General features: G+C 63.4%; 18 protein-coding genes. 12 read left to right on the forward strand and 6 right to left on the reverse strand.

Translation table 11 applies throughout. From position 1 onward, the window contains the following. Window positions 1-6 precede the first annotated feature (6 nt). Window positions 7-693, forward strand: coding sequence for an urea ABC transporter ATP-binding subunit UrtE (gene urtE / locus CMN27_RS04645; RefSeq protein ID WP_293624374.1), 687 nt, complete (start codon window positions 7-9; stop codon window positions 691-693). Between the two features lie 34 nt (window positions 694-727). Here urtE and CMN27_RS04650 read toward each other — a convergent pair whose 3' ends face one another. After that, window positions 728-1,624, reverse strand: a complete 897-nt coding sequence (locus tag CMN27_RS04650; protein WP_293624376.1) for a LysR family transcriptional regulator — start codon at window positions 1,622-1,624, stop codon at window positions 728-730. 138 nt (window positions 1,625-1,762) lie between these two features. On the opposite strand from CMN27_RS04650, the gene CMN27_RS04655 reads away from it, so the two are divergent. The 10 genes from CMN27_RS04655 (at window position 1,763) to CMN27_RS04700 (ending at window position 11,628) form a co-directional block, all read left to right on the forward strand. Beyond that, complete coding sequence (locus CMN27_RS04655) at window positions 1,763-2,269, forward strand: cupin domain-containing protein (RefSeq protein WP_293624378.1); 507 nt, start codon at window positions 1,763-1,765, stop codon at window positions 2,267-2,269. Between the two features lie 31 nt (window positions 2,270-2,300). Beyond that, the gene (locus tag CMN27_RS04660) at window positions 2,301-2,702 is read left to right on the forward strand and encodes a cupin domain-containing protein (RefSeq protein ID WP_293624380.1); all 402 of its coding nucleotides are present in this window, start codon (window positions 2,301-2,303) and stop codon (window positions 2,700-2,702) included. 63 nt (window positions 2,703-2,765) lie between these two features. Continuing rightward, window positions 2,766-3,512, forward strand: a complete 747-nt coding sequence (locus tag CMN27_RS04665) for an SDR family oxidoreductase (protein ID WP_293624382.1) — start codon at window positions 2,766-2,768, stop codon at window positions 3,510-3,512. 52 nt (window positions 3,513-3,564) lie between these two features. Continuing rightward, window positions 3,565-3,807 carry a tautomerase family protein gene (locus tag CMN27_RS04670; RefSeq protein WP_293624384.1) on the forward strand — a complete coding sequence of 81 codons (243 nt, stop codon included), beginning with the start codon at window positions 3,565-3,567 and terminating at the stop codon, window positions 3,805-3,807. A gap of 420 nt (window positions 3,808-4,227) precedes the next feature. Further along, window positions 4,228-5,460, forward strand: coding sequence for a formamidase (gene fmdA / locus CMN27_RS04675; RefSeq protein WP_293624386.1), 1,233 nt, complete (start codon window positions 4,228-4,230; stop codon window positions 5,458-5,460). 10 nt (window positions 5,461-5,470) lie between these two features. Then, window positions 5,471-5,809 carry a zinc ribbon domain-containing protein gene (locus CMN27_RS04680; protein ID WP_293624388.1) on the forward strand — a complete coding sequence of 113 codons (339 nt, stop codon included), beginning with the start codon at window positions 5,471-5,473 and terminating at the stop codon, window positions 5,807-5,809. Window positions 5,810-5,918: 109 nt separating this feature from the next. Further along, window positions 5,919-6,965 (forward strand): aliphatic amidase, encoded by a 1,047-nt coding sequence (locus CMN27_RS04685; RefSeq protein ID WP_293624390.1) that lies wholly within the window; start codon window positions 5,919-5,921, stop codon window positions 6,963-6,965. A 65-nt stretch (window positions 6,966-7,030) separates the two neighbouring features. Continuing rightward, a complete protein-coding gene (locus CMN27_RS04690; RefSeq protein ID WP_293624392.1) occupies window positions 7,031-8,122 on the forward strand; it encodes an AAA family ATPase in 1,092 nt (363 codons plus the stop codon). A gap of 275 nt (window positions 8,123-8,397) precedes the next feature. Beyond that, window positions 8,398-9,303, forward strand: coding sequence for a hypothetical protein (locus tag CMN27_RS04695; protein ID WP_293624394.1), 906 nt, complete (start codon window positions 8,398-8,400; stop codon window positions 9,301-9,303). A 339-nt stretch (window positions 9,304-9,642) separates the two neighbouring features. Next, the gene (locus tag CMN27_RS04700) at window positions 9,643-11,628 is read left to right on the forward strand and encodes a hypothetical protein (RefSeq protein WP_293624396.1); all 1,986 of its coding nucleotides are present in this window, start codon (window positions 9,643-9,645) and stop codon (window positions 11,626-11,628) included. A 150-nt stretch (window positions 11,629-11,778) separates the two neighbouring features. On the opposite strand, the gene CMN27_RS04705 is transcribed toward CMN27_RS04700, so the two are convergent. From CMN27_RS04705 to CMN27_RS04720, 4 genes are all read right to left on the reverse strand, one after another. Continuing rightward, window positions 11,779-13,005: a carboxylate--amine ligase gene (locus CMN27_RS04705; protein WP_293624398.1), complete on the reverse strand. Its 1,227-nt coding sequence runs from the start codon at window positions 13,003-13,005 to the stop codon at window positions 11,779-11,781. A gap of 297 nt (window positions 13,006-13,302) precedes the next feature. After that, window positions 13,303-14,238, reverse strand: coding sequence for an ROK family protein (locus CMN27_RS04710; protein ID WP_293624400.1), 936 nt, complete (start codon window positions 14,236-14,238; stop codon window positions 13,303-13,305). Window positions 14,239-14,454: 216 nt separating this feature from the next. Beyond that, window positions 14,455-15,315, reverse strand: a complete 861-nt coding sequence (locus CMN27_RS04715; RefSeq protein WP_293624402.1) for an NAD-dependent protein deacetylase — start codon at window positions 15,313-15,315, stop codon at window positions 14,455-14,457. Then, on the reverse strand, window positions 15,312-15,953 hold the full coding sequence (locus CMN27_RS04720; protein WP_293624404.1) for an HAD-IA family hydrolase: 642 nt from the start codon (window positions 15,951-15,953) through the stop codon (window positions 15,312-15,314). Before CMN27_RS04720 ends, CMN27_RS04715 begins: the two co-directional genes overlap by 4 nt. A gap of 113 nt (window positions 15,954-16,066) precedes the next feature. On the opposite strand from CMN27_RS04720, the gene CMN27_RS04725 reads away from it, so the two are divergent. Next, window positions 16,067-16,621 carry a hypothetical protein gene (locus CMN27_RS04725; protein WP_293624406.1) on the forward strand — a complete coding sequence of 185 codons (555 nt, stop codon included), beginning with the start codon at window positions 16,067-16,069 and terminating at the stop codon, window positions 16,619-16,621. On the opposite strand, the gene CMN27_RS04730 is transcribed toward CMN27_RS04725, so the two are convergent. Continuing rightward, window positions 16,598-16,867 carry an acyl-CoA-binding protein gene (locus tag CMN27_RS04730; protein ID WP_293624409.1) on the reverse strand — a complete coding sequence of 90 codons (270 nt, stop codon included), beginning with the start codon at window positions 16,865-16,867 and terminating at the stop codon, window positions 16,598-16,600. The genes CMN27_RS04725 and CMN27_RS04730 overlap by 24 nt on opposite strands. Window positions 16,868-16,944 lie beyond the last annotated feature (77 nt).

The raw sequence follows: 16,944 nt of genomic DNA on the forward strand, positions 1-16,944 counted from the left end.
ATCATCATGCTCAGCACCCAGGATCTGCGCGTCAGCTACGGCATGAGCGAGGTCATCCACGGTATTTCCTTCAGCGTCGGCCAGACCGAAACGGTGGCCATCATGGGCCGCAACGGCATGGGCAAGACCACGCTGTTCAAGTCGCTCATTGGCATCCTGCCCGCGAAAGGCAGCATTCGTATCGGCGAGGAGGACGTCGGCAAGCGCCAGGCCTACGAGCGCGTCAAGCGCGGGCTGGCCTATGTGCCCCAGGGGCGTCTCGTTTTCGGCACCCTCACCGTCGAGGAGAACATCGCCGCCGGCCTGGAAGCCACCGGCCGACGCAAGATCCCCGGCGATATCTACGATCTGTTCCCGGTACTGCGCGACATGCGCCGCCGCAAGGCGGGCAACCTCTCCGGCGGCCAGCAGCAACAGCTGGCCATCGCGCGGGCGCTTGCGGCCGACCCCAAGGTGCTGCTGCTCGACGAACCCACCGAAGGCATCCAGCCCTCGATCATCAAGGATCTGGCCAAGACGCTCAACGAGATCAAGCGCACGCGCCAGATCAGCATCGTCGTATCCGAACAGGTGCTGAGCTTCGCTACCGCAGTGGCCGACCGGATGCTGGTGCTCGACAAGGGCAAGATCGCCCACGAAGCGGCCGGTGAGGATATCGATGCCAAGCAGATCAGCCGCTATCTGACCGTCTAGGCAGCATCAACATGGGTGACGACCCACTGCAGCGCTAGTCCGGCCTGAGCTTCAAACCTTCGACGACCGTACGCAAGGCACGCGACGACTGTCGGCGCGACGGGTAGTACAGATGGTGGCCGGGCCATGTCGGGGCCCAGTCGTCGAGCGTGGTGTGCAGCCGGCCGGCCTCGATATCGGCTGCCGCCATCTCGATGGGCAGAAAGCCCAGTCCATAGCCACGCCGAACCGCATGCCGGATCTGGTAGAGCGTGTCGAACACCAGGCGGCCGGGCACGCGCACATCGATCGCTTCGCCGCCGTTTTCGAGTTCCCAAGCATAGATGGCGCCTCGCGTCGGTAACCGAAGGTTCGCTGCACGGTGGTGCGCCAGATCAGCCGGTATGCGTGGATGGTCGTTCTTCGCGAAATAAGACGGCGTGCCGACAATGACCATGCGCTGCTCGGCCTGCAGGGCAACGGCGATCATATCCTGCTCAACCGACGGCCCGAGCCGGACACCGATATCGAAGCGGCTGGCCACGATATCGGTCAGCCCGTAATCCGTTGCGATCTCGACGGTGATATCTGGATATTGCTCGATCACGGCTTCGAGACGCGGCCAGAGAATATATTCCGCCACGAAGTCGAAAGTGTTGATCCGGATCGTGCCGGCCGGGCGTTGCTGCTGGGATTGCAGCTCGGCCACCTCGGCTTCGATATCGGCAAAACGAGGTCCGAGCAGCGCCAGCAGACGATCGCCTGCCTCGGTGGTGGAAATACTGCGCGTGTTTCGGGCCAGCAGCCGTAACCCGAGCCGCTGCTCCAGCGATTTCATCGACTGGCTCAACGCCGACTGGGAAACCCCGAGCTGCGCGGCCGCGCGGGTAAAGCTGCCCTCTCGGGCAATCGTCACGAAAGAAAACAGGTCGTCGTAGTAGCGGCGCGGCATCAGACTTCCCCATGCTGGATTAAGAAGCCCAGCTAATAAAGCCATTCGAATACCGACTATGGATACGCGCCGCCGCGCTCGCAACAATCATCGCCTGTCGAAATCGCCCAAACGAACGGTCATCGAGAGGAAAGAACCATGTACAAACCGCCCACTCTCCCCTTCGCGCTTTTATTCGCATTTGCCACGCCGATGAGCACGGCCCTTGCCGAGCCGACCGCCGATACGGACTCATCCGCGACCACACTGAAGATAACCACCCAGCAGCAGCGTGCCACGCGCACCGACCTGTCCGAGTACTTCACCGGCTCTGCGCTCGTTAATCCGCTTTTCTCCGCCGAGGACGACTCCAGAGCGACCGCGGCCGAAGTGACTTTCGAGCCCGGCGCGCGCACGAACTGGCACGTACATCCCGTCGGCCAGCAGCTGGTCGTCACGCATGGCGTGGGCCGCGTTCAGCTCGAAGGCCAGCCCGTGCGCACATTACAGGCCGGCGATGTGGCCTGGATTCCGGCCGGGGCCAACCATTGGCATGGCGCGAGCGCGGAACACAGCATGACCCATATCGCCGTGCAGGAGCGCCGTGAGGGGCAGAACGTCGAGTGGGGCAACAAGGTGACCGACGCCCAGTACCGCGCCGAATAACCGAATCCCGAAACCGATACAGGAGAACGCCATGGATATCAGCAGAAATGGCAGTCGTGCCTCGGCGACCCCGCCGGCCGAGTATTTCACCGGCACGGTCCGTCTCGACCCGTTGTTCGACCGCGAAGAGCCGGCCCGCACAGCGGGCGCCAGCGTGACATTCGAAGCCCGGGCACGCACCGCCTGGCATACCCACCCGCTGGGTCAGACGTTGATCGTGACCGCCGGCTGCGGACGCGTACAGCGCGAAGGCGGACCGATCGAAACCATCAACCCCGGCGACGTGGTCTGGTTTCCACCGGGCGAGAAACATTGGCACGGGGCCGCCCCCGAGACTGCGATGACCCACATCGCCATTCAGGAAAAGGGCGAAGACGGCCCGGTCACCTGGATGGAAAAGGTCACGGACGCCGAGTACGAAGGCCGCGAATAAGTCACCAAAGCACGCGCCCGGCGCGGGCGTGTGCGTTTAACAACACGTTCCAAGGAGCTTGTCATGAGCGATTCGCTCGATAATCAGGTTGTCGTCATTACCGGTGGCAGCAGCGGTCTGGGTGAAGCCACTGCCCGCCATCTGGCCAGCCACGGTGCGACGATCGTGCTCGGCGCACGTCGCCTCGAGCGTATGCAGTCGATCGTCTCGGACATCGAGGCAAGCGGCGGCACGGCGCTCGCGGTAACCACCGACGTAACCGACCGTCACCAGGTCCAGCATCTGGTCGACACAGCGCTCGCCGAATACGGCCGCGTGGACGTCATGCTCAACAACGCCGGCCTGATGCAGCAGTCCGCACTCGACAAACTCAAGATCGACGAGTGGGACAACATGATCGATATCAACATCAAGGGCACGCTCTACGGCATCGCCGCCGTGCTGCCGCAGATGCAGAAACAACAGAACGGGCACATCATCAACGTGTCGTCGGTGGCCGGTCACAAGGTCACGCCGGCAGGCACGGTCTATTGCGCAACCAAGTACGCCGTACGCGCGATCAGCGAAGGCCTGCGCCAGGAGGTGAAGGACTACAACCTGCGCACGACCATCATTTCACCCGGCGCGATCGACACCGAGCTGCCGAGTCATATCACCGACGCCGAAGCGTCGCAGGCCATTAACGGCTTCTATGAATCGGCCGCCATCCCTGCGGACTCCTTCGCCCGCGCGGTGTACTTCGCGATCAGCCAGCCCGCCGACGTGGATATCAACGAAATCCTGTACCGGCCGACCGCCCAGCCGCTCTGATCACATCGGGCCCGCGGTCTCACCGCGGGCCCGCACATCGCAGAAGGACCCCATGCCCCACGTGAATCTGAAAATCGCCGGCGGTCAGTCCGATACCGTCAAACGCCAGCTCGCGGATGCTTTCGTCGCGAGTCTGGTTGGGATTGCCGGCGCCGATCCCAACCAGGTATCGGTTGCTATCGAGGATATCGAGCCCCGTCACTGGGCGCGCGACGTCTACGACCAAGCGATCGCTCCGAGGTCGGAGACGCTCTATCGACGGCCCGGCTATAACCCGGACCAACTGCCTCGCTGAAGCATCGCCCCAACCCCCCGATGGCAACGGCGGCGGTCGACGCCAGCCCACTGCCGGAGTGCTCGCCTCGTTTGCCCGAGGCCGCGACAGCGACTAGCGACCTATGCGCCGAATACAGCCGCGGCGCGCCGGCCCTATCGCTTGCACGAAGGTATCGGCATCGGCTGAACAGCCCGCTAGTCGGTCCCCGGCTCGATGCGCGATCGCGGCCCCCCCAGTTCTCCTATCGGCCGGCCATGGCCTACTCGTGCTTCGGTTGACGCCACCGGCCATTGCTTTCCAGCCGCAGCTTCGCAACCGCAGCGCGATGCGCGTTACGTCATCCGACGTATTGCCGCACCCCCGGCCGCATTCAAGACTGATTCCCGAACCGGCGAGCCGCGCTCGCACCGCTGACACCGTTCGTAGGAGAACAACGCCATGACCGATACGCTCATCAAGGTCGATCTCGACACCCCGGCCACCCAGAACGAAAAGGTGCACAACCGCTGGCATCCGGATATCCCCATGGCCTGCTGGGTGAACCCGGGCGACGACTTCATCCTCGAAACCTACGACTGGACGGCGGGCGCGATCGCCAACGACGACGACGCCTCGGACGTGCGCGACGTGGATCTGTCGACGGTGCATTACCTGTCGGGCCCGGTGGGCGTGAAAGGCGCCGAGGCCGGCGATCTGCTGGTGGTCGATATTCTCGATATCGGCGCCCTGCCCGGCGCGGAATGGGGCTTCAACGGCTTCTTCTCCAAGCAGAACGGCGGCGGCTTTCTCACCGAACATTTCCCGCATGCCCAGAAATCTATCTGGGATTTTCACGGCCTGTACACCACCTCACGGCACGTACCGGGCGTGAATTTCGCCGGGCTGATTCATCCCGGCCTGATCGGCTGCCTGCCCAGCCAGGACCTGCTCGATACCTGGAACAGCCGCGAGGCCGATCTGATCGCCACCGATCCCGATCGCGTGCCGCCGCTGGCCAACCCGCCGGTGGCCGATACCGCCCATATGGGCGCGCTCAGCGGTGACGCCCGCGACAAGGCTGCGGCCGAAGGCGCGCGTACCGTGCCGCCGCGCGAGCACGGCGGCAACTGCGATATCAAGGACCTGTCACGCGGCTCCAAGGTGTATTTCCCGGTCTATGTCGACGGCGCAGGCCTGTCGGTGGGCGATCTGCACTTCAGCCAGGGCGACGGTGAAATCACCTTCTGTGGCGCCATCGAAATGGCCGGCGGCTGGGTGCATATGAAGGTGGAACTGATCAAGGACGGCATGAAGAAGTACGGGATCAAGAACCCCATCTTCAAACCCAGCCCGATCGTGCCGACCTACAACGACTACCTCATCTTCGAAGGCATTTCGGTGGATGAGTCCGGCAAGCAGCATTATCTGGATGCCAACGTCGCCTATCGCCAGGCCTGTCTGAACGCGATCGAATACCTGAAGAAGTTCGGCTATTCCGGCGCCCAGGCCTACTCGATTCTGGGCGTGGCCCCGGTCCAGGGTCATTTGAGCGGCGTGGTGGATATTCCGAACTCCTGTGCGACGCTCTGGATTCCCTCGGAAATCTTCGACTTCGACATCATGCCCGGCGCCGACGGCCCCACGAAGTTCCTCGACGGTAGCGTCGATATGCCCATCGCCTACGACCAGTAGGAGGTTTGTCATGCCGATGTACGAATACGCCTGTCGCGACTGCGGCACCTTCAGCGCCATGCGCCGCATGGCCGAATGCAGCCAGCCGACCGACTGCCCCGACTGCGGGGCGGCATCGGCCCGCATCATTTCGGCGCCGCGTCTTTCGCTGATCTCCAGCCATGCCCGTGTGGCTCACGAGACCAACGAACGCAGCGCCGACCGGCCGCATACGTCCAAGACCTACGACAAGCGCCATCCGGCGGGCTGTGGCTGCTGTTCGAGCAGCAGCCGCAAGGCCAGCAGCACGGGTGCTGCACCCGCGATCAAGACCAAGACCGGCCCGCGGCCCTGGATGATCAGTCACTAGCGGCCACGCGCCACAACGATTGCTCCCGGCGGCGTCGACCGTTTTCGAACGGCGGCGTCGCCACCTATCACCGCGTACCGGCGCTGCCGGTACGACAGCCGGAGACAGCATGCGACACGGAGATATTTCCAGCAGCGCCGATACCGTCGGCGTGGCCGTGGTCAACTACAAGATGCCGCGCCTGCACAGCCGGGCCGACGTACTCGACAACGCGAAGAAGATCGCGGACATGATCCAGGGCATGAAGATCGGCCTGCCCGGCATGGATCTCGTGGTGTTTCCCGAGTACAGCACGATGGGGATCATGTACGACCCGGACGAAATGATGGACACGGCCGCCACCATTCCCGGCGACGAAACGGCCGTCTTTTCCGAAGCCTGCCGCCAGGCCAACACCTGGGGCGTGTTCTCGATTACCGGCGAGCGCCACGAGAACCACCCCAACAAGGCGCCCTACAACACGCTGATTCTGATCGACAACCACGGCGAGATCGTCCAGAAATACCGCAAGTGCATTCCCTGGTGCCCGATCGAGGGCTGGTATCCGGGCGACCGCACTTATGTGGTCGAGGGGCCCAAGGGCCTCAAGATCAGCCTGATCATCTGCGACGACGGCAACTATCCTGAAATCTGGCGTGATTGCGCCATGAAGGGCGCCGAGCTGATCGTGCGCTGCCAGGGCTATATGTACCCGGCCAAGGAACAGCAGGTGATGATGTCCAAGTGCATGGCCTGGGCCAACAACTGCTATGTGGCCGTGGCCAACGCCGCCGGCTTCGACGGCGTCTACTCCTATTTCGGCCATTCGTCGGTGATCGGCTTCGATGGCCGTACGCTGGGCGAATGCGGTACCGAGGAAAACGGTATCCAGTATGCCCAGCTGTCGGTGTCGGCGATTCGCGATGCCCGCGCCAACGACCAGTCCCAGAATCATCTGTTCAAGCTGCTGCACCGTGGCTACAGCGGCACGAACGATTCCGGCGAAGGCGACAAGGGCGTGGCCGACTGCCCGTTCGAGTTCTATCGCACCTGGGTGATGGATGCGAAAAAAGCCCAGGAAGACGTGGAGGCGATGACCCGCAGCACCGCGACCACCGCGGACTGCCCGGTGGGCAATCTTTCGCACCCACAGGTCGAAAAAGAAGCCGGCGCCTGAGTCGCGGCCAGCCTGACGTACCGGGGTGAACACCTCGGTACGTCGGCCAGAACACGAGAGGCGTCATGCCGTTCATCAATGACATGCTCGCCGAGCGCCAGGGCACCTCCGCGTCGGGTGCGCGTGACACGCACGACCACGCCCCCAACCGCAGCTCGCGTTTCCATTTCGATCCTTACGCGGTCATGCAGCGGCTGAGCGAGCGTATCGTCGGCCAGCGCGAGGCGCTGGGTAGCCTCGAAGCCACGCTCAAGATCATCAAGGCCGATATCGGCGACCCGGGCCGCCCGCTGCACGTGGGGCTGCTGCTCGGGCCGACCGGCGTGGGCAAGACCGAACTCGTACGCGTACTCGCCGAGGCAATTCACGGCCGCCGGGACGCGTTGTGTCGTATCGACATGAACACGCTGGCCCAGGAACATTACGCCGCCGCGCTCACCGGCGCGCCACCGGGCTATGTCGGCAGCAAAGAAGGCACCACCCTGCTCGACCCCGAACGCATTGCCGGCAGTTTCGGCGCACCGGGGATCGTGCTGTTCGACGAGATCGAGAAAGCGGGCAGCGAAGTCGTCCGTGCGCTGCTCAACGTCTTCGATAATGGCCAGCTCACTCTCACCTCCGGCGCGAAGACCATCGACTTTCGCAATACGATGATCTTCATGACCAGCAACTGCGGCGCACGCGAGATCGAGCGCTATCTCGCGACTATCCGCAGCGGCTGGCGGCGCTGGCTGCCGATCTCTGCAGCACGCCAGCGCCGTGGCCTGCACGACCTCGTCGACCGGGCGCTACTCGAACGATTCGATCCAGAGTTCGTCAATCGCATCGACACGATCAGCCTGTTCAACTGGATCGAACAGGACATGCTCGATGCGCTCATCGATATCGAGGTCGACAAGCTCAATACCCGTCTTGCCCGCATCGGCCGACGCGCCGAACTCGACCCCGCCGCCCGAGCGGTACTGCGCAAGGCCGGCTTCGACCGCCGCTACGGCGCTCGTGCCATGGGGCGTGCCGTTCGCCGCCATATCGAGTACCCGCTGGCCGAGGCGCTAGCCGATGCCGATCTGAGCAAACGCGACCCCGCCGATATTCAAACGATGCACAGCATGGTGGATACACGCGGCGATATTCATTTTTTCCTTACGACGCCCTGATACCGCCAATCAGCGTCGCTCTCGCCTTTTTGCGTATCGCACTGGGCGGGCGGTCGCCCATACCGCTATCAAATGGCTGTGCTTGAATCTCGGGGGCCGGCACGCCCCGGCGCAATGCCGACATTCGCGTCGCATTGGAATACGTCGTTCGACTTAGCGATGCAGCCCTAAATTACGATTAATCAACCGCTTAATGGCGCGTTTCGTGCTGCGTTGACCCTGAAACATACGTTTCTTCGATTTTTCGCAAGAAAACCATCCATCAGGGAGAAAAGATGATCACGACACGCACATCCGCCACCGTTTGGGGCACGGCCCTGCTCCTTTGCGGCGCAAGCCCATGGGCGTTCGCCCAGCTGGACGAGAACGCGCTGGACGCGGCGCCGAACAGCGATTCGCCGCCCGAGATGCAGCAGCAGTCCGCCCAGCCGCAAGGCGCCGACAAGATCTACGGCTCCGTGGGCGTCGACTACGCCTCGCATTTCGTCTCCTACGGCGGGGACGTCTGGGGCGGCGGCAACGACTTCTATGGTTCACAGTCGACCACCTTCGCCTATATCGATCTTGGCGCGGACCTGCCGAACGGTTTCGCGCTCACCTTCGGCGCCTGGAGCGATATCAACAACAACACCGATGAACAAACCATCGGCGGCAACATCCAGGAAATCGACGTCTATGGCGGTCTGACCTATACCACCGGCGCGGTCACGCTGGGTGCGATCTATCAGCAGTGGTACTACGGAGGCGATACCGAGCGCGTGCTCGACCTGAGCATCGGCTACGACGACAGCGGCCTCTGGGGCGGCGATTTCGCGCTCAACCCGAGTTTCCTGACCCATATCCGCGTCAATGGCCAGGAAGGTCAGGACGACGGCGCGGTATTCGTCGCGGCCATCGAACCGGCTTTCACCCTGGTCGACAGCCCCACGACGCCGGTCACCCTGTCCATACCGACCAGCGTCGGTTTCATGACCGATGATTTCCAGGGCGGCGACAGCGGCTTTGGCTATGCATCGATCGGTGCCACCGCCAGCATCGGGCTCGACTTCGTGCCGGCCGGCTACGGCGACTGGTCGCTCGCGTTCAATACCACCTACTACCACACCGATGAAGACGTGATCCCGGGCAATCCGGAAGACGATTTCCTCACCGGTACGATCAGTATCGGCATGGCGTTTTAAACCTCGTCAGTTTGTATACAGCCGGTCTTCGCGGCCGGCTGTATACGCGTTGCGCAACCCCCTCTTGTGCCCGCGCACAGGCGCACAGTGCTGCCCCTCTGGGCATTCAGGCGCCGTTTCCTCTGCCGATACATCGCTGTAACAATGCCCGACGCGCCCCGAGCGCGCAGGTGCGCTGTGTTAACGTCCACTCTTTGATTTTCAGCGGGCATACCACCGGTTGACGACGTTCGACCGTCGGCAAGGCGTCCAAAGACACGCGAACCGTGCGCGAAAACGATGCGAGCGGGTGCCCGAATTGATGGCCAACGGGCCATCGGGTTCACTGGAGGGCAAACCATGGCCCAAGTCACAGTGGGCGGCCTGAGCGATCCGGCCCGCCTAGCAACGGATTTCGAACAGGTTCTGGAACGCCTGGAGGCCGCACGCTCGTTCGGCAAGGCGATGCAGCAGCAGCAGTTGCTGGCACGCGCACAGAAGCTGCTGCGCACCCCCGAGGGCGTTGCCCACCTCTATGGCTATGCGCAGCGCTTCGATGCCGCAGGCGTGTTCGCCAACGGCGATTGGGAACAGCCCGAAGCCCTGCAGCCGGCGCTGGTCAGCACCACTCTGCGGGCCGGCGGTATCAACGCCACGCTGGAATGCCTGAGCGAACTGCGTATGCTGGCCATCGCCGAGCATGCGATTGAATCGCCCGGAATGACGGCTGAGGAAGCACGCCGCTTTCTTCAGCAGATCATGGCCAGCAATCTCGACCTGCTGTTCCCGGTGGCCACCGAGGAAACACGCGAAGCCGATCCGGCGGCGGCTGAACGGGTCAAGAACCTGTTCGAGTTCATCCTCGACCGGCTGGGCGCCGCGGCGATTCTGGACGCGCTCGTGCACGAGGCCGAGCGCGTGCTCCTGCAGCGCCCGATCATGGTTCAGCGCGTGGAGGCCCTGCTGCGCGCCGCCGATCGTGCCACCACCGAGCTTGCCGACGACGATCCCTCCGTCTCGCGCGCTCGCGAATGGATGCACGCGCTCAACGGGCCGACACCGCTCTCCCGAATCGGCAGCCGTGAAGACTACGCCGCAGCGCTCACCGAGCTCGACATCAACGCCCTCGCCGAAGAAGCCCACAACTTCGGCCAGGCGATGGCGCGGACCGGCCTGGTATCGGCCCAGCACGCAGACCTGCTGCGGCATCTGGTCGATAACGCGCCCGAACTGGTCGGCCCGGCGCTGGCGCTCAACGCGGTCGGCAAGGTCAGCCTCGGTGCCCATCAGACGCTCATATCCGACATCATCCGGTTCGCGATCTGGCGCGAAACGGCGCGCTCCATCTATGGCCTGTCGAAGCTGCTCGAACAGGGCATGACCTTTATCCGGCCGGTGCTGCCGGGGCTGCGCCGTCTGATGGTGCTGGCCATCCACCCGACCGTGTCCGAAAACCTGCGGGCCGCCAGCGAATGGCAGGACCCGCCCGATGCCAACGTGCTGCTGCTCGCCGGTACCTTGTCGGTCCTCGGGCAGCCGCGTGGTGTGGATCAGGGGCATAACCCGACCTGCCAGGCAGCACGCGCGATCAGCCTGTGGGCCCAGAACGATGTCGGCTACCTGCTGGAACTGATTGCCTTCGGCGCCCGGGAGAACGAACTGCTCATGCAGTTCGAGGGCAAGACGATCCGTTCCAGCGAACTGTCGTTCGGGCTGGCGACCACGCTACATACCGAGTTGGATCCGGTTTCGCTGCTTCTGACCCCGCATCTCGACCGTATCTACATGGAAATGAGCCGGCTCACCATCGGCCGGACCGGCGACGGTCATCGCTGGGTGAACCCCGAACTGCACGGCTGGTGGGTGCATCGCGGCTTTGGCGAACTGCTCGATACCGCGACCGGCAACGTCCGCGGTTTCGATGCCTTCATCCGCGATTTCTATGCTTCCTACCATCCGCTCTACAACGGCGGCCGTGATCTGGTCTATGCCCAGCCCTGCGGTATCGCCACGACGAACTTCAACGCCGATCTGGTGGGCTGGCATGCGCTGTCGATCCAGCGGGTCGCCTACGACCCGGCCGGCGAATGGCGGGTCTATTTCTTCAACCCGAACCGTGACAAGGGCCAGAACTGGGGCCAGGACATCGTGACCTCGACCCATAGCCACGGCGAGCTGGAAGGCGAATCCTCGCTACCGTTCGAACAGTTCGCCTCGCGGCTGTATGTCTACCACTACAAGAGCCGGGAAATCGGCGACGCCAGCGCCGTACCCGACGAGGCGGTGGCCCGTATCCGTGCCCTGGTCGCCGAAGGCTGGGCCTCGGATCGAACCTGGGACGACTGAGCGGGGCAGCCGCGAAAAAGGCGGCGCCGGGCGGCAGGCCCGGCCGGAACGCCGCCTTTCGCGATCGAGCCCACAAAAAAGGCCGCATCGGCAATACCGATGCGGCCTTTTTTCGTTGGCGACGCAGTCGCCGCCACGAACTAGACAAGACTAGACATAGAAGTCCAGATCTTCCTGGTGCTTGAGCAAATCACGCAGCTGATGCGGATTGTCGCCAAAAAAGAACACCAGGCCCCAGTGGGTACCGAAGGCGGTACGCTTGGTGACGGTATCCTGCAGCGGTGCGGTCAGCTCGTGGAAATCGAAGTAGGGATGCTCTTCGGTTTCCTTCGGGATCTCGAGCTTGCTGACCACGCGCTTGCGCGGGTACACGCCAAAGCAGCCGGCGTAGCCCTGTGCACCCGTGACCGGCTCGGGGAAGAACGCATCGATCTCCTCCTGCTTGGTCTTCGGGTCCATGACCAGAATCGTGGCCTGATAGGCGTTGAAGCCGTAGGCACGTTCGATCAGCTCGAAAGCCTTGAAGCCCGGCGGACGATAGGCCACCTCGCCAAAGTACATGGTGCCATCGGAGGTCACGAAGTACTCGGGATGAATCTGGCCGAACTTGATATCGAAGGTCTTGATGAGCTTTTCGATTTCCTGGGTAATCAGGTGGCGCCAGCTCTCCAGCTCCGGCGTCGCCGGCACGAAGACCGAGTAACCCAGGGTCACGTACTCGGAGATGTTCAGGAACTGGATCTTGCCGTCCCAGATCCACGCTTCGACCGCGAATTCCCAGCCATCGAGATGGCTTTCCATGAGCAGCGGATATTCGCTGTCCGGAATCGAGTCGATCTCCTCGGCCGACTTGATCATGCGATGGCCGAGACAGCCTGCCTTGTCGAAGGCCTTGAGATGGATCGGATCTTCCGGGTCACCGTCGAGCTTGAGCAGGGTCTGGTTCACACGCTTGAAGAAACGATAGACGTCGTCCTTCTCGTGCGCTTCCTCGAAGATACCCACGCGGATACCGCCCAACTGCGCACGACGCTTCATCAGCGCCTTGTCACGGAACAGCACCGCCTGACCATGCAGACGCGGATTGTCCATGAGTACGGAGTTGATCGCGCCGGCCCATTCCACCGTTTCCTCGAACAGCGGGATGGCGACATCGACGCCCTCATCCTTAAGCTTTTCCGCGATTTCCATCGAGCGGTCGTTCAAACGCTCGAAATTCCACGGAATATACGGAATATCGTGTTGTTTACAGTAGTCTTCTGCCCAATCAGGAGCGACGACCACATAGCGTCGATCGAAGCGATCCGCCGCTTCAACCGCACCCAACGACCAACCCAGCAGGGCGACATAACCCTTTTCGGGATTTTTCTCGGCCATAAACACTCCTAATCAGGAAATACGAAAAATACAGGCCACTGACCATAGCATACCGATCGGTAGAGCCCACCCCGCGCGGCCCGCAAACCCCCTGTTCATGAGTTCTGCGCGCGCTTGACAAAGGCTTCCGACACGGCGCCAACGCCTGTTGTACCCCAAAAACCGAGCCGTGTATCGCACGTTTTCGTGGTGTAACGCGATTGGGCCGATGCCGGCCCTGTATCGACAGCTCGCCGCCGCCCCACTGGCGCAGCGTTTGAGTGTCTATCAGGAGGTACGCGCGTCAGGCCGGCCAACCTACCCCTCGAGCGGCCAAAGCCGTGCGGCCCCGCGCACGCCCGAGGCGTCACCGTGGGCGGCGGCCACCAGCGGCGTATCGATATGCTCGGCGAAGGCATGCTGAGCCCAGATCTTGGGGACCTCGCTGTACAGCCAGCGAATTTGCGACAGCCCGCCACCGACCACGATCACTTCCGGGTCGAGAATATTCACGATCATCGCCATCGACCGCGCCACCCGTTGCAGCCAGGCCTTGAGCGTCGCCCCGGCCAGGCGCTCGCCGGCTTCGGCGCGTTCGACGATCGCCTGGGCCGGTATGTTGTAACCGCCACGCCGAACATGATCGGCAGTCATCCCCGGCCCCGAGATCCAGGCTTCCAGACAGCTGTCCAGACCGCACCAGCAGCGCGGGGGTTGGCGCACTTCCGCGGCAGTCGCCCACGGCAGGCAGGTATGCCCCCATTCGCCGGCGAGCCCGTTACGCCCGGTAATCAACTGGCCATCGATGACCACGCCGCCGCCGACGCCAGTGCCGAGAATCACGCCGAACACATTGCGATGGTCGGCGGCCGCGCCATCGCGTGCTTCCGAGAGCGCCAGACAGTCGGCATCGTTGGCAAGACGCACCTCGCGTGCGAGCGCGCGCTCGAGATCGGCCCCGAGGGTACGGCCGTTCAGGCACTGGGAGTTGGCGTTGCGCAGCCGTCCCGTCGCCGGCAGCACGCTGCCCGGCGTACCCACGCCCAGGCGCAGACCCTGTGCGCCCACTTCATTCTCAAGCGCCATGACCAGATCGATGATCGCTTCCAGCGTGGCGTTATAGCCACTTTCCGGGGTATCGACCCGACGTTCGGCACGGACCTGATCCTCGCCGTCGAGCACGATGCCGGCGATCTTCGTACCGCCCAGGTCGATGCCCAGGCGTAAACGCGCATTGTCCTGGTTCTGGCTCATGTCACGCTCGCGTCAAGAAACGGGCGCAGGCTCGTGCGTACGAGGCCGGGTGAAACGACACGCGCATTCGGAGATAGACTCATGATTCGCCAGCAGCTCAGATTGGTCGGCTATATTATCGTGACACGGCTCGTCGTGGGGGCCGTGCCCTTCGGGCAGGTGGATGCCCTGCGAGAGCGCCATCGCTGATGCCCGCCCCGGCGGCTTGAGCCGGGCTTAATCGACGGCGGCGGCCAGCAACGCGGCGCAGTCGTCGTCGAGCTTGTGGGTGATCAGATCATCCGCACGCGTACGCCCCTGGTTGATCGCCATGATCGGCAGACCGCGTACGGCCGCCTCCCGCACGAAGCGAAAGCCGGACCACACCATCAGCGACGAGCCCACGACCAGCACGGCCTCGGCTCGGGCCAGCCCGGCCCAGGCTCGGGCGACCGTCTTTTTCGGCACCGCGCCGCCGAAGAAAACCACGTCCGGCTTGAGAATGCCGCCACAGACCGGGCAGTCCGGTACGACAAAGCGTTCGTAATCGACGTCGCCCAGTTCGATATCGCCGTCTGGCCGAATGGCATCGCTATCGTGCAGCCAGCCGCTATTAGCTTCGATGAGCATTTCCTGGACGCGATTACGGGACAGGCGGGTATCGCAGGCCAGACACACCACGCGGTCGAGGCGCCCATGCAGATCGATCACGCCGCGATTGCCGGCCACGCGGTGCAGGCCATCGACGTTCTGGGTCAATAACGTACCGATATGGCCGGCCGCGCCCAGTCTGTACAGCGCATCGTGGGCGGCATTCGGCCGCGCTCGGGCCACCGCCGGCCAGCCCGCCATGCTGCGGGCCCAGTAGCGCCGGCGCTTGGCCGGCTGGCTGACGAAGGCTGCGTGCTGGATGGGCGTTGCGCCTTTCCAGCCGCCGTCGCGGTCGCGATAGTCGGGAATACCCGAATGCGTACTGATGCCTGCGCCAGTCAACACGAACAGCCGCCGGTTGGCATCCAGGAACGCGCGCAGTGCGTCCACGTGGTCGGCCCGTGGCCCCTGTTCAGTCGTCGCTAGCAGTTCGTCCGGAATCTTCATGTGCCGGCCTCCACGCCGAGCGCTGCGAAGTCTTCACGCAGACGATCGATCCCTTCGAAATGCAGCGCCTGCCAGCCGGCCGCCTTCGCGCCGTCGACGTTGATCTGGCGGTCGTCGATGAGCATACAGGCCGCCGCAGGCGCGCCGAGCGCGGCCGCGACATGGGCAAAGCCCTGTGGATCGGGCTTGGCAAAGCCGATTTCCTGCGAGGCGAAGGCGCGTTCGAGGACAGAGAAGAAGCGAAAATGCCGCTGCATGTAGCGCCAGTGCACGGCATTGGTGTTGCTGTAGCAGGCAAGCCGATGATGCCGCGCGAGCTGCTGCATGAAGGCCACCATCTCGGCGCTTTCGCCGCGCAGCATCGATTCCAGTTCGGCGGTGAGAGTGGCCGCCTCAAGCGGTTTGCCGAGACTGTCGTTCAGCGCGGCATGAAAACCGGCCTCGTTAAGTTCGCCGGTCTGGAAACGCTCGGCAATCGAATACGGCCGCTCGGTGAAACGCTCTCTGAGCAGCTCGGCAAGCTGCTGCGTGGGGGTTTCGCTACGGCGCGACAGTTTGTCGAGGGTGACCTCGGCAGGCTGAACGTCGACCACGACGCCGCCCAGGTCGAACACCAGCCAGTCAATGGAATGCTTCATTGCGCCCAGTCTACGCAAATCGTCATGACCCCGATGCGTCATTATGGGCCCCGGCATGAGCATCGATCGGTCGGGTCGATGATTCGACATGCGCTTTGGTGCAAGCTTGCACCATGCGCCCACGTCACATCCGCTCGACCGCCCTGCTCGTCGTTGCCCTACTCGGCGGCTGTAGCCTGCGAGCGCCTGTGCCGAGCGCCGCGCTGGCGGTCGGCAGCCAGCTCGAACTCACCCGCGATCTGCGAGTCCCGCCGCGGCGCTGGAGCGTTTATTTTCAGGAGGGTGAGGCGCGTCGTTTTGGTGGCATCGATAGCTGGCGCGGCTATTGTGAACTCAAGGTCCACGGTCCCAAACCCCAACCGCAGACGATCGAGGCCGGCGTATTCGAAGTGACTGCGAGCGATCAATACATCGACCGCACGGCGTCCCGCGAAATCCACGTGGCCGCCAGCGCGCCGGTTCAGCTGGCACTGGGCGAACGCCGAGACTGGAACTATGTCACCGAACTGGCGCTGGCGAGCAGCACGCAGCCCGATATCCGTGCCTTTACCTGTCCCCGCCGGCAGGAGGCCCGGCTCGGCCGCTTCATGTCGCTGGCCGAGACGCGGGCCGCCGTGGGCACTTATCTGAAGCTGAAACCGGCCTCAGCTATCGGCGTCGAGCAGTGAGTTAACCTTGTCGATATAAGCCTGCATGGCCGTACCGCTATCCATGCCTTCGAGCTTTGCCCAGGCGTCGTACTTGGCGCGGCCCTTGAAGTCGGTCATGCCCGGGCGTTTGCCTTCGACATCCCCGGCCGTGGCCTGCTTGTAGTGCGCATACAGCGCGAGCAGATCGTCGTTCTTGGGTCGCGACGACAGCGTCTCGACGTCCTTCTGGGCCTGCTCGAAACGCGACTTGAGGTCTTCTGCCATGCTTATCTCCTTGAGGCCGGCACTATGAGCGGTTACACCGCGTTCACACCGGCGATCCTGCCCGTGCAGGCGCCGAT

The organism is Salinisphaera sp., from assembly GCF_002729955.1.
Taxonomy (GTDB): domain Bacteria; phylum Pseudomonadota; class Gammaproteobacteria; order Nevskiales; family Salinisphaeraceae; genus Salinisphaera.

Coding starts and splice junctions, on each gene's coding strand:
- CMN27_RS04660 (WP_293624380.1), top strand. CDS start 2,301: ATGGATATCAGCAGAAATGGCAGTCGTGCCTCGGCGACCCCGCCGGCC.
- fmdA (WP_293624386.1), top strand. CDS start 4,228: ATGACCGATACGCTCATCAAGGTCGATCTCGACACCCCGGCCACCCAG.
- CMN27_RS04670 (WP_293624384.1), top strand. CDS start 3,565: ATGCCCCACGTGAATCTGAAAATCGCCGGCGGTCAGTCCGATACCGTC.
- CMN27_RS04720 (WP_293624404.1), bottom strand. CDS start 15,953: ATGAAGCATTCCATTGACTGGCTGGTGTTCGACCTGGGCGGCGTCGTG.
- urtE (WP_293624374.1), top strand. CDS start 7: ATGCTCAGCACCCAGGATCTGCGCGTCAGCTACGGCATGAGCGAGGTC.
- CMN27_RS04730 (WP_293624409.1), bottom strand. CDS start 16,867: ATGGCAGAAGACCTCAAGTCGCGTTTCGAGCAGGCCCAGAAGGACGTC.
- CMN27_RS04700 (WP_293624396.1), top strand. CDS start 9,643: ATGGCCCAAGTCACAGTGGGCGGCCTGAGCGATCCGGCCCGCCTAGCA.
- CMN27_RS04710 (WP_293624400.1), bottom strand. CDS start 14,238: ATGAGCCAGAACCAGGACAATGCGCGTTTACGCCTGGGCATCGACCTG.
- CMN27_RS04650 (WP_293624376.1), bottom strand. CDS start 1,624: ATGCCGCGCCGCTACTACGACGACCTGTTTTCTTTCGTGACGATTGCC.
- CMN27_RS04695 (WP_293624394.1), top strand. CDS start 8,398: ATGATCACGACACGCACATCCGCCACCGTTTGGGGCACGGCCCTGCTC.
- CMN27_RS04665 (WP_293624382.1), top strand. CDS start 2,766: ATGAGCGATTCGCTCGATAATCAGGTTGTCGTCATTACCGGTGGCAGC.
- CMN27_RS04690 (WP_293624392.1), top strand. CDS start 7,031: ATGCCGTTCATCAATGACATGCTCGCCGAGCGCCAGGGCACCTCCGCG.
- CMN27_RS04655 (WP_293624378.1), top strand. CDS start 1,763: ATGTACAAACCGCCCACTCTCCCCTTCGCGCTTTTATTCGCATTTGCC.
- CMN27_RS04715 (WP_293624402.1), bottom strand. CDS start 15,315: ATGAAGATTCCGGACGAACTGCTAGCGACGACTGAACAGGGGCCACGG.
- CMN27_RS04705 (WP_293624398.1), bottom strand. CDS start 13,005: ATGGCCGAGAAAAATCCCGAAAAGGGTTATGTCGCCCTGCTGGGTTGG.
- CMN27_RS04725 (WP_293624406.1), top strand. CDS start 16,067: ATGCGCCCACGTCACATCCGCTCGACCGCCCTGCTCGTCGTTGCCCTA.
- CMN27_RS04685 (WP_293624390.1), top strand. CDS start 5,919: ATGCGACACGGAGATATTTCCAGCAGCGCCGATACCGTCGGCGTGGCC.
- CMN27_RS04680 (WP_293624388.1), top strand. CDS start 5,471: ATGCCGATGTACGAATACGCCTGTCGCGACTGCGGCACCTTCAGCGCC.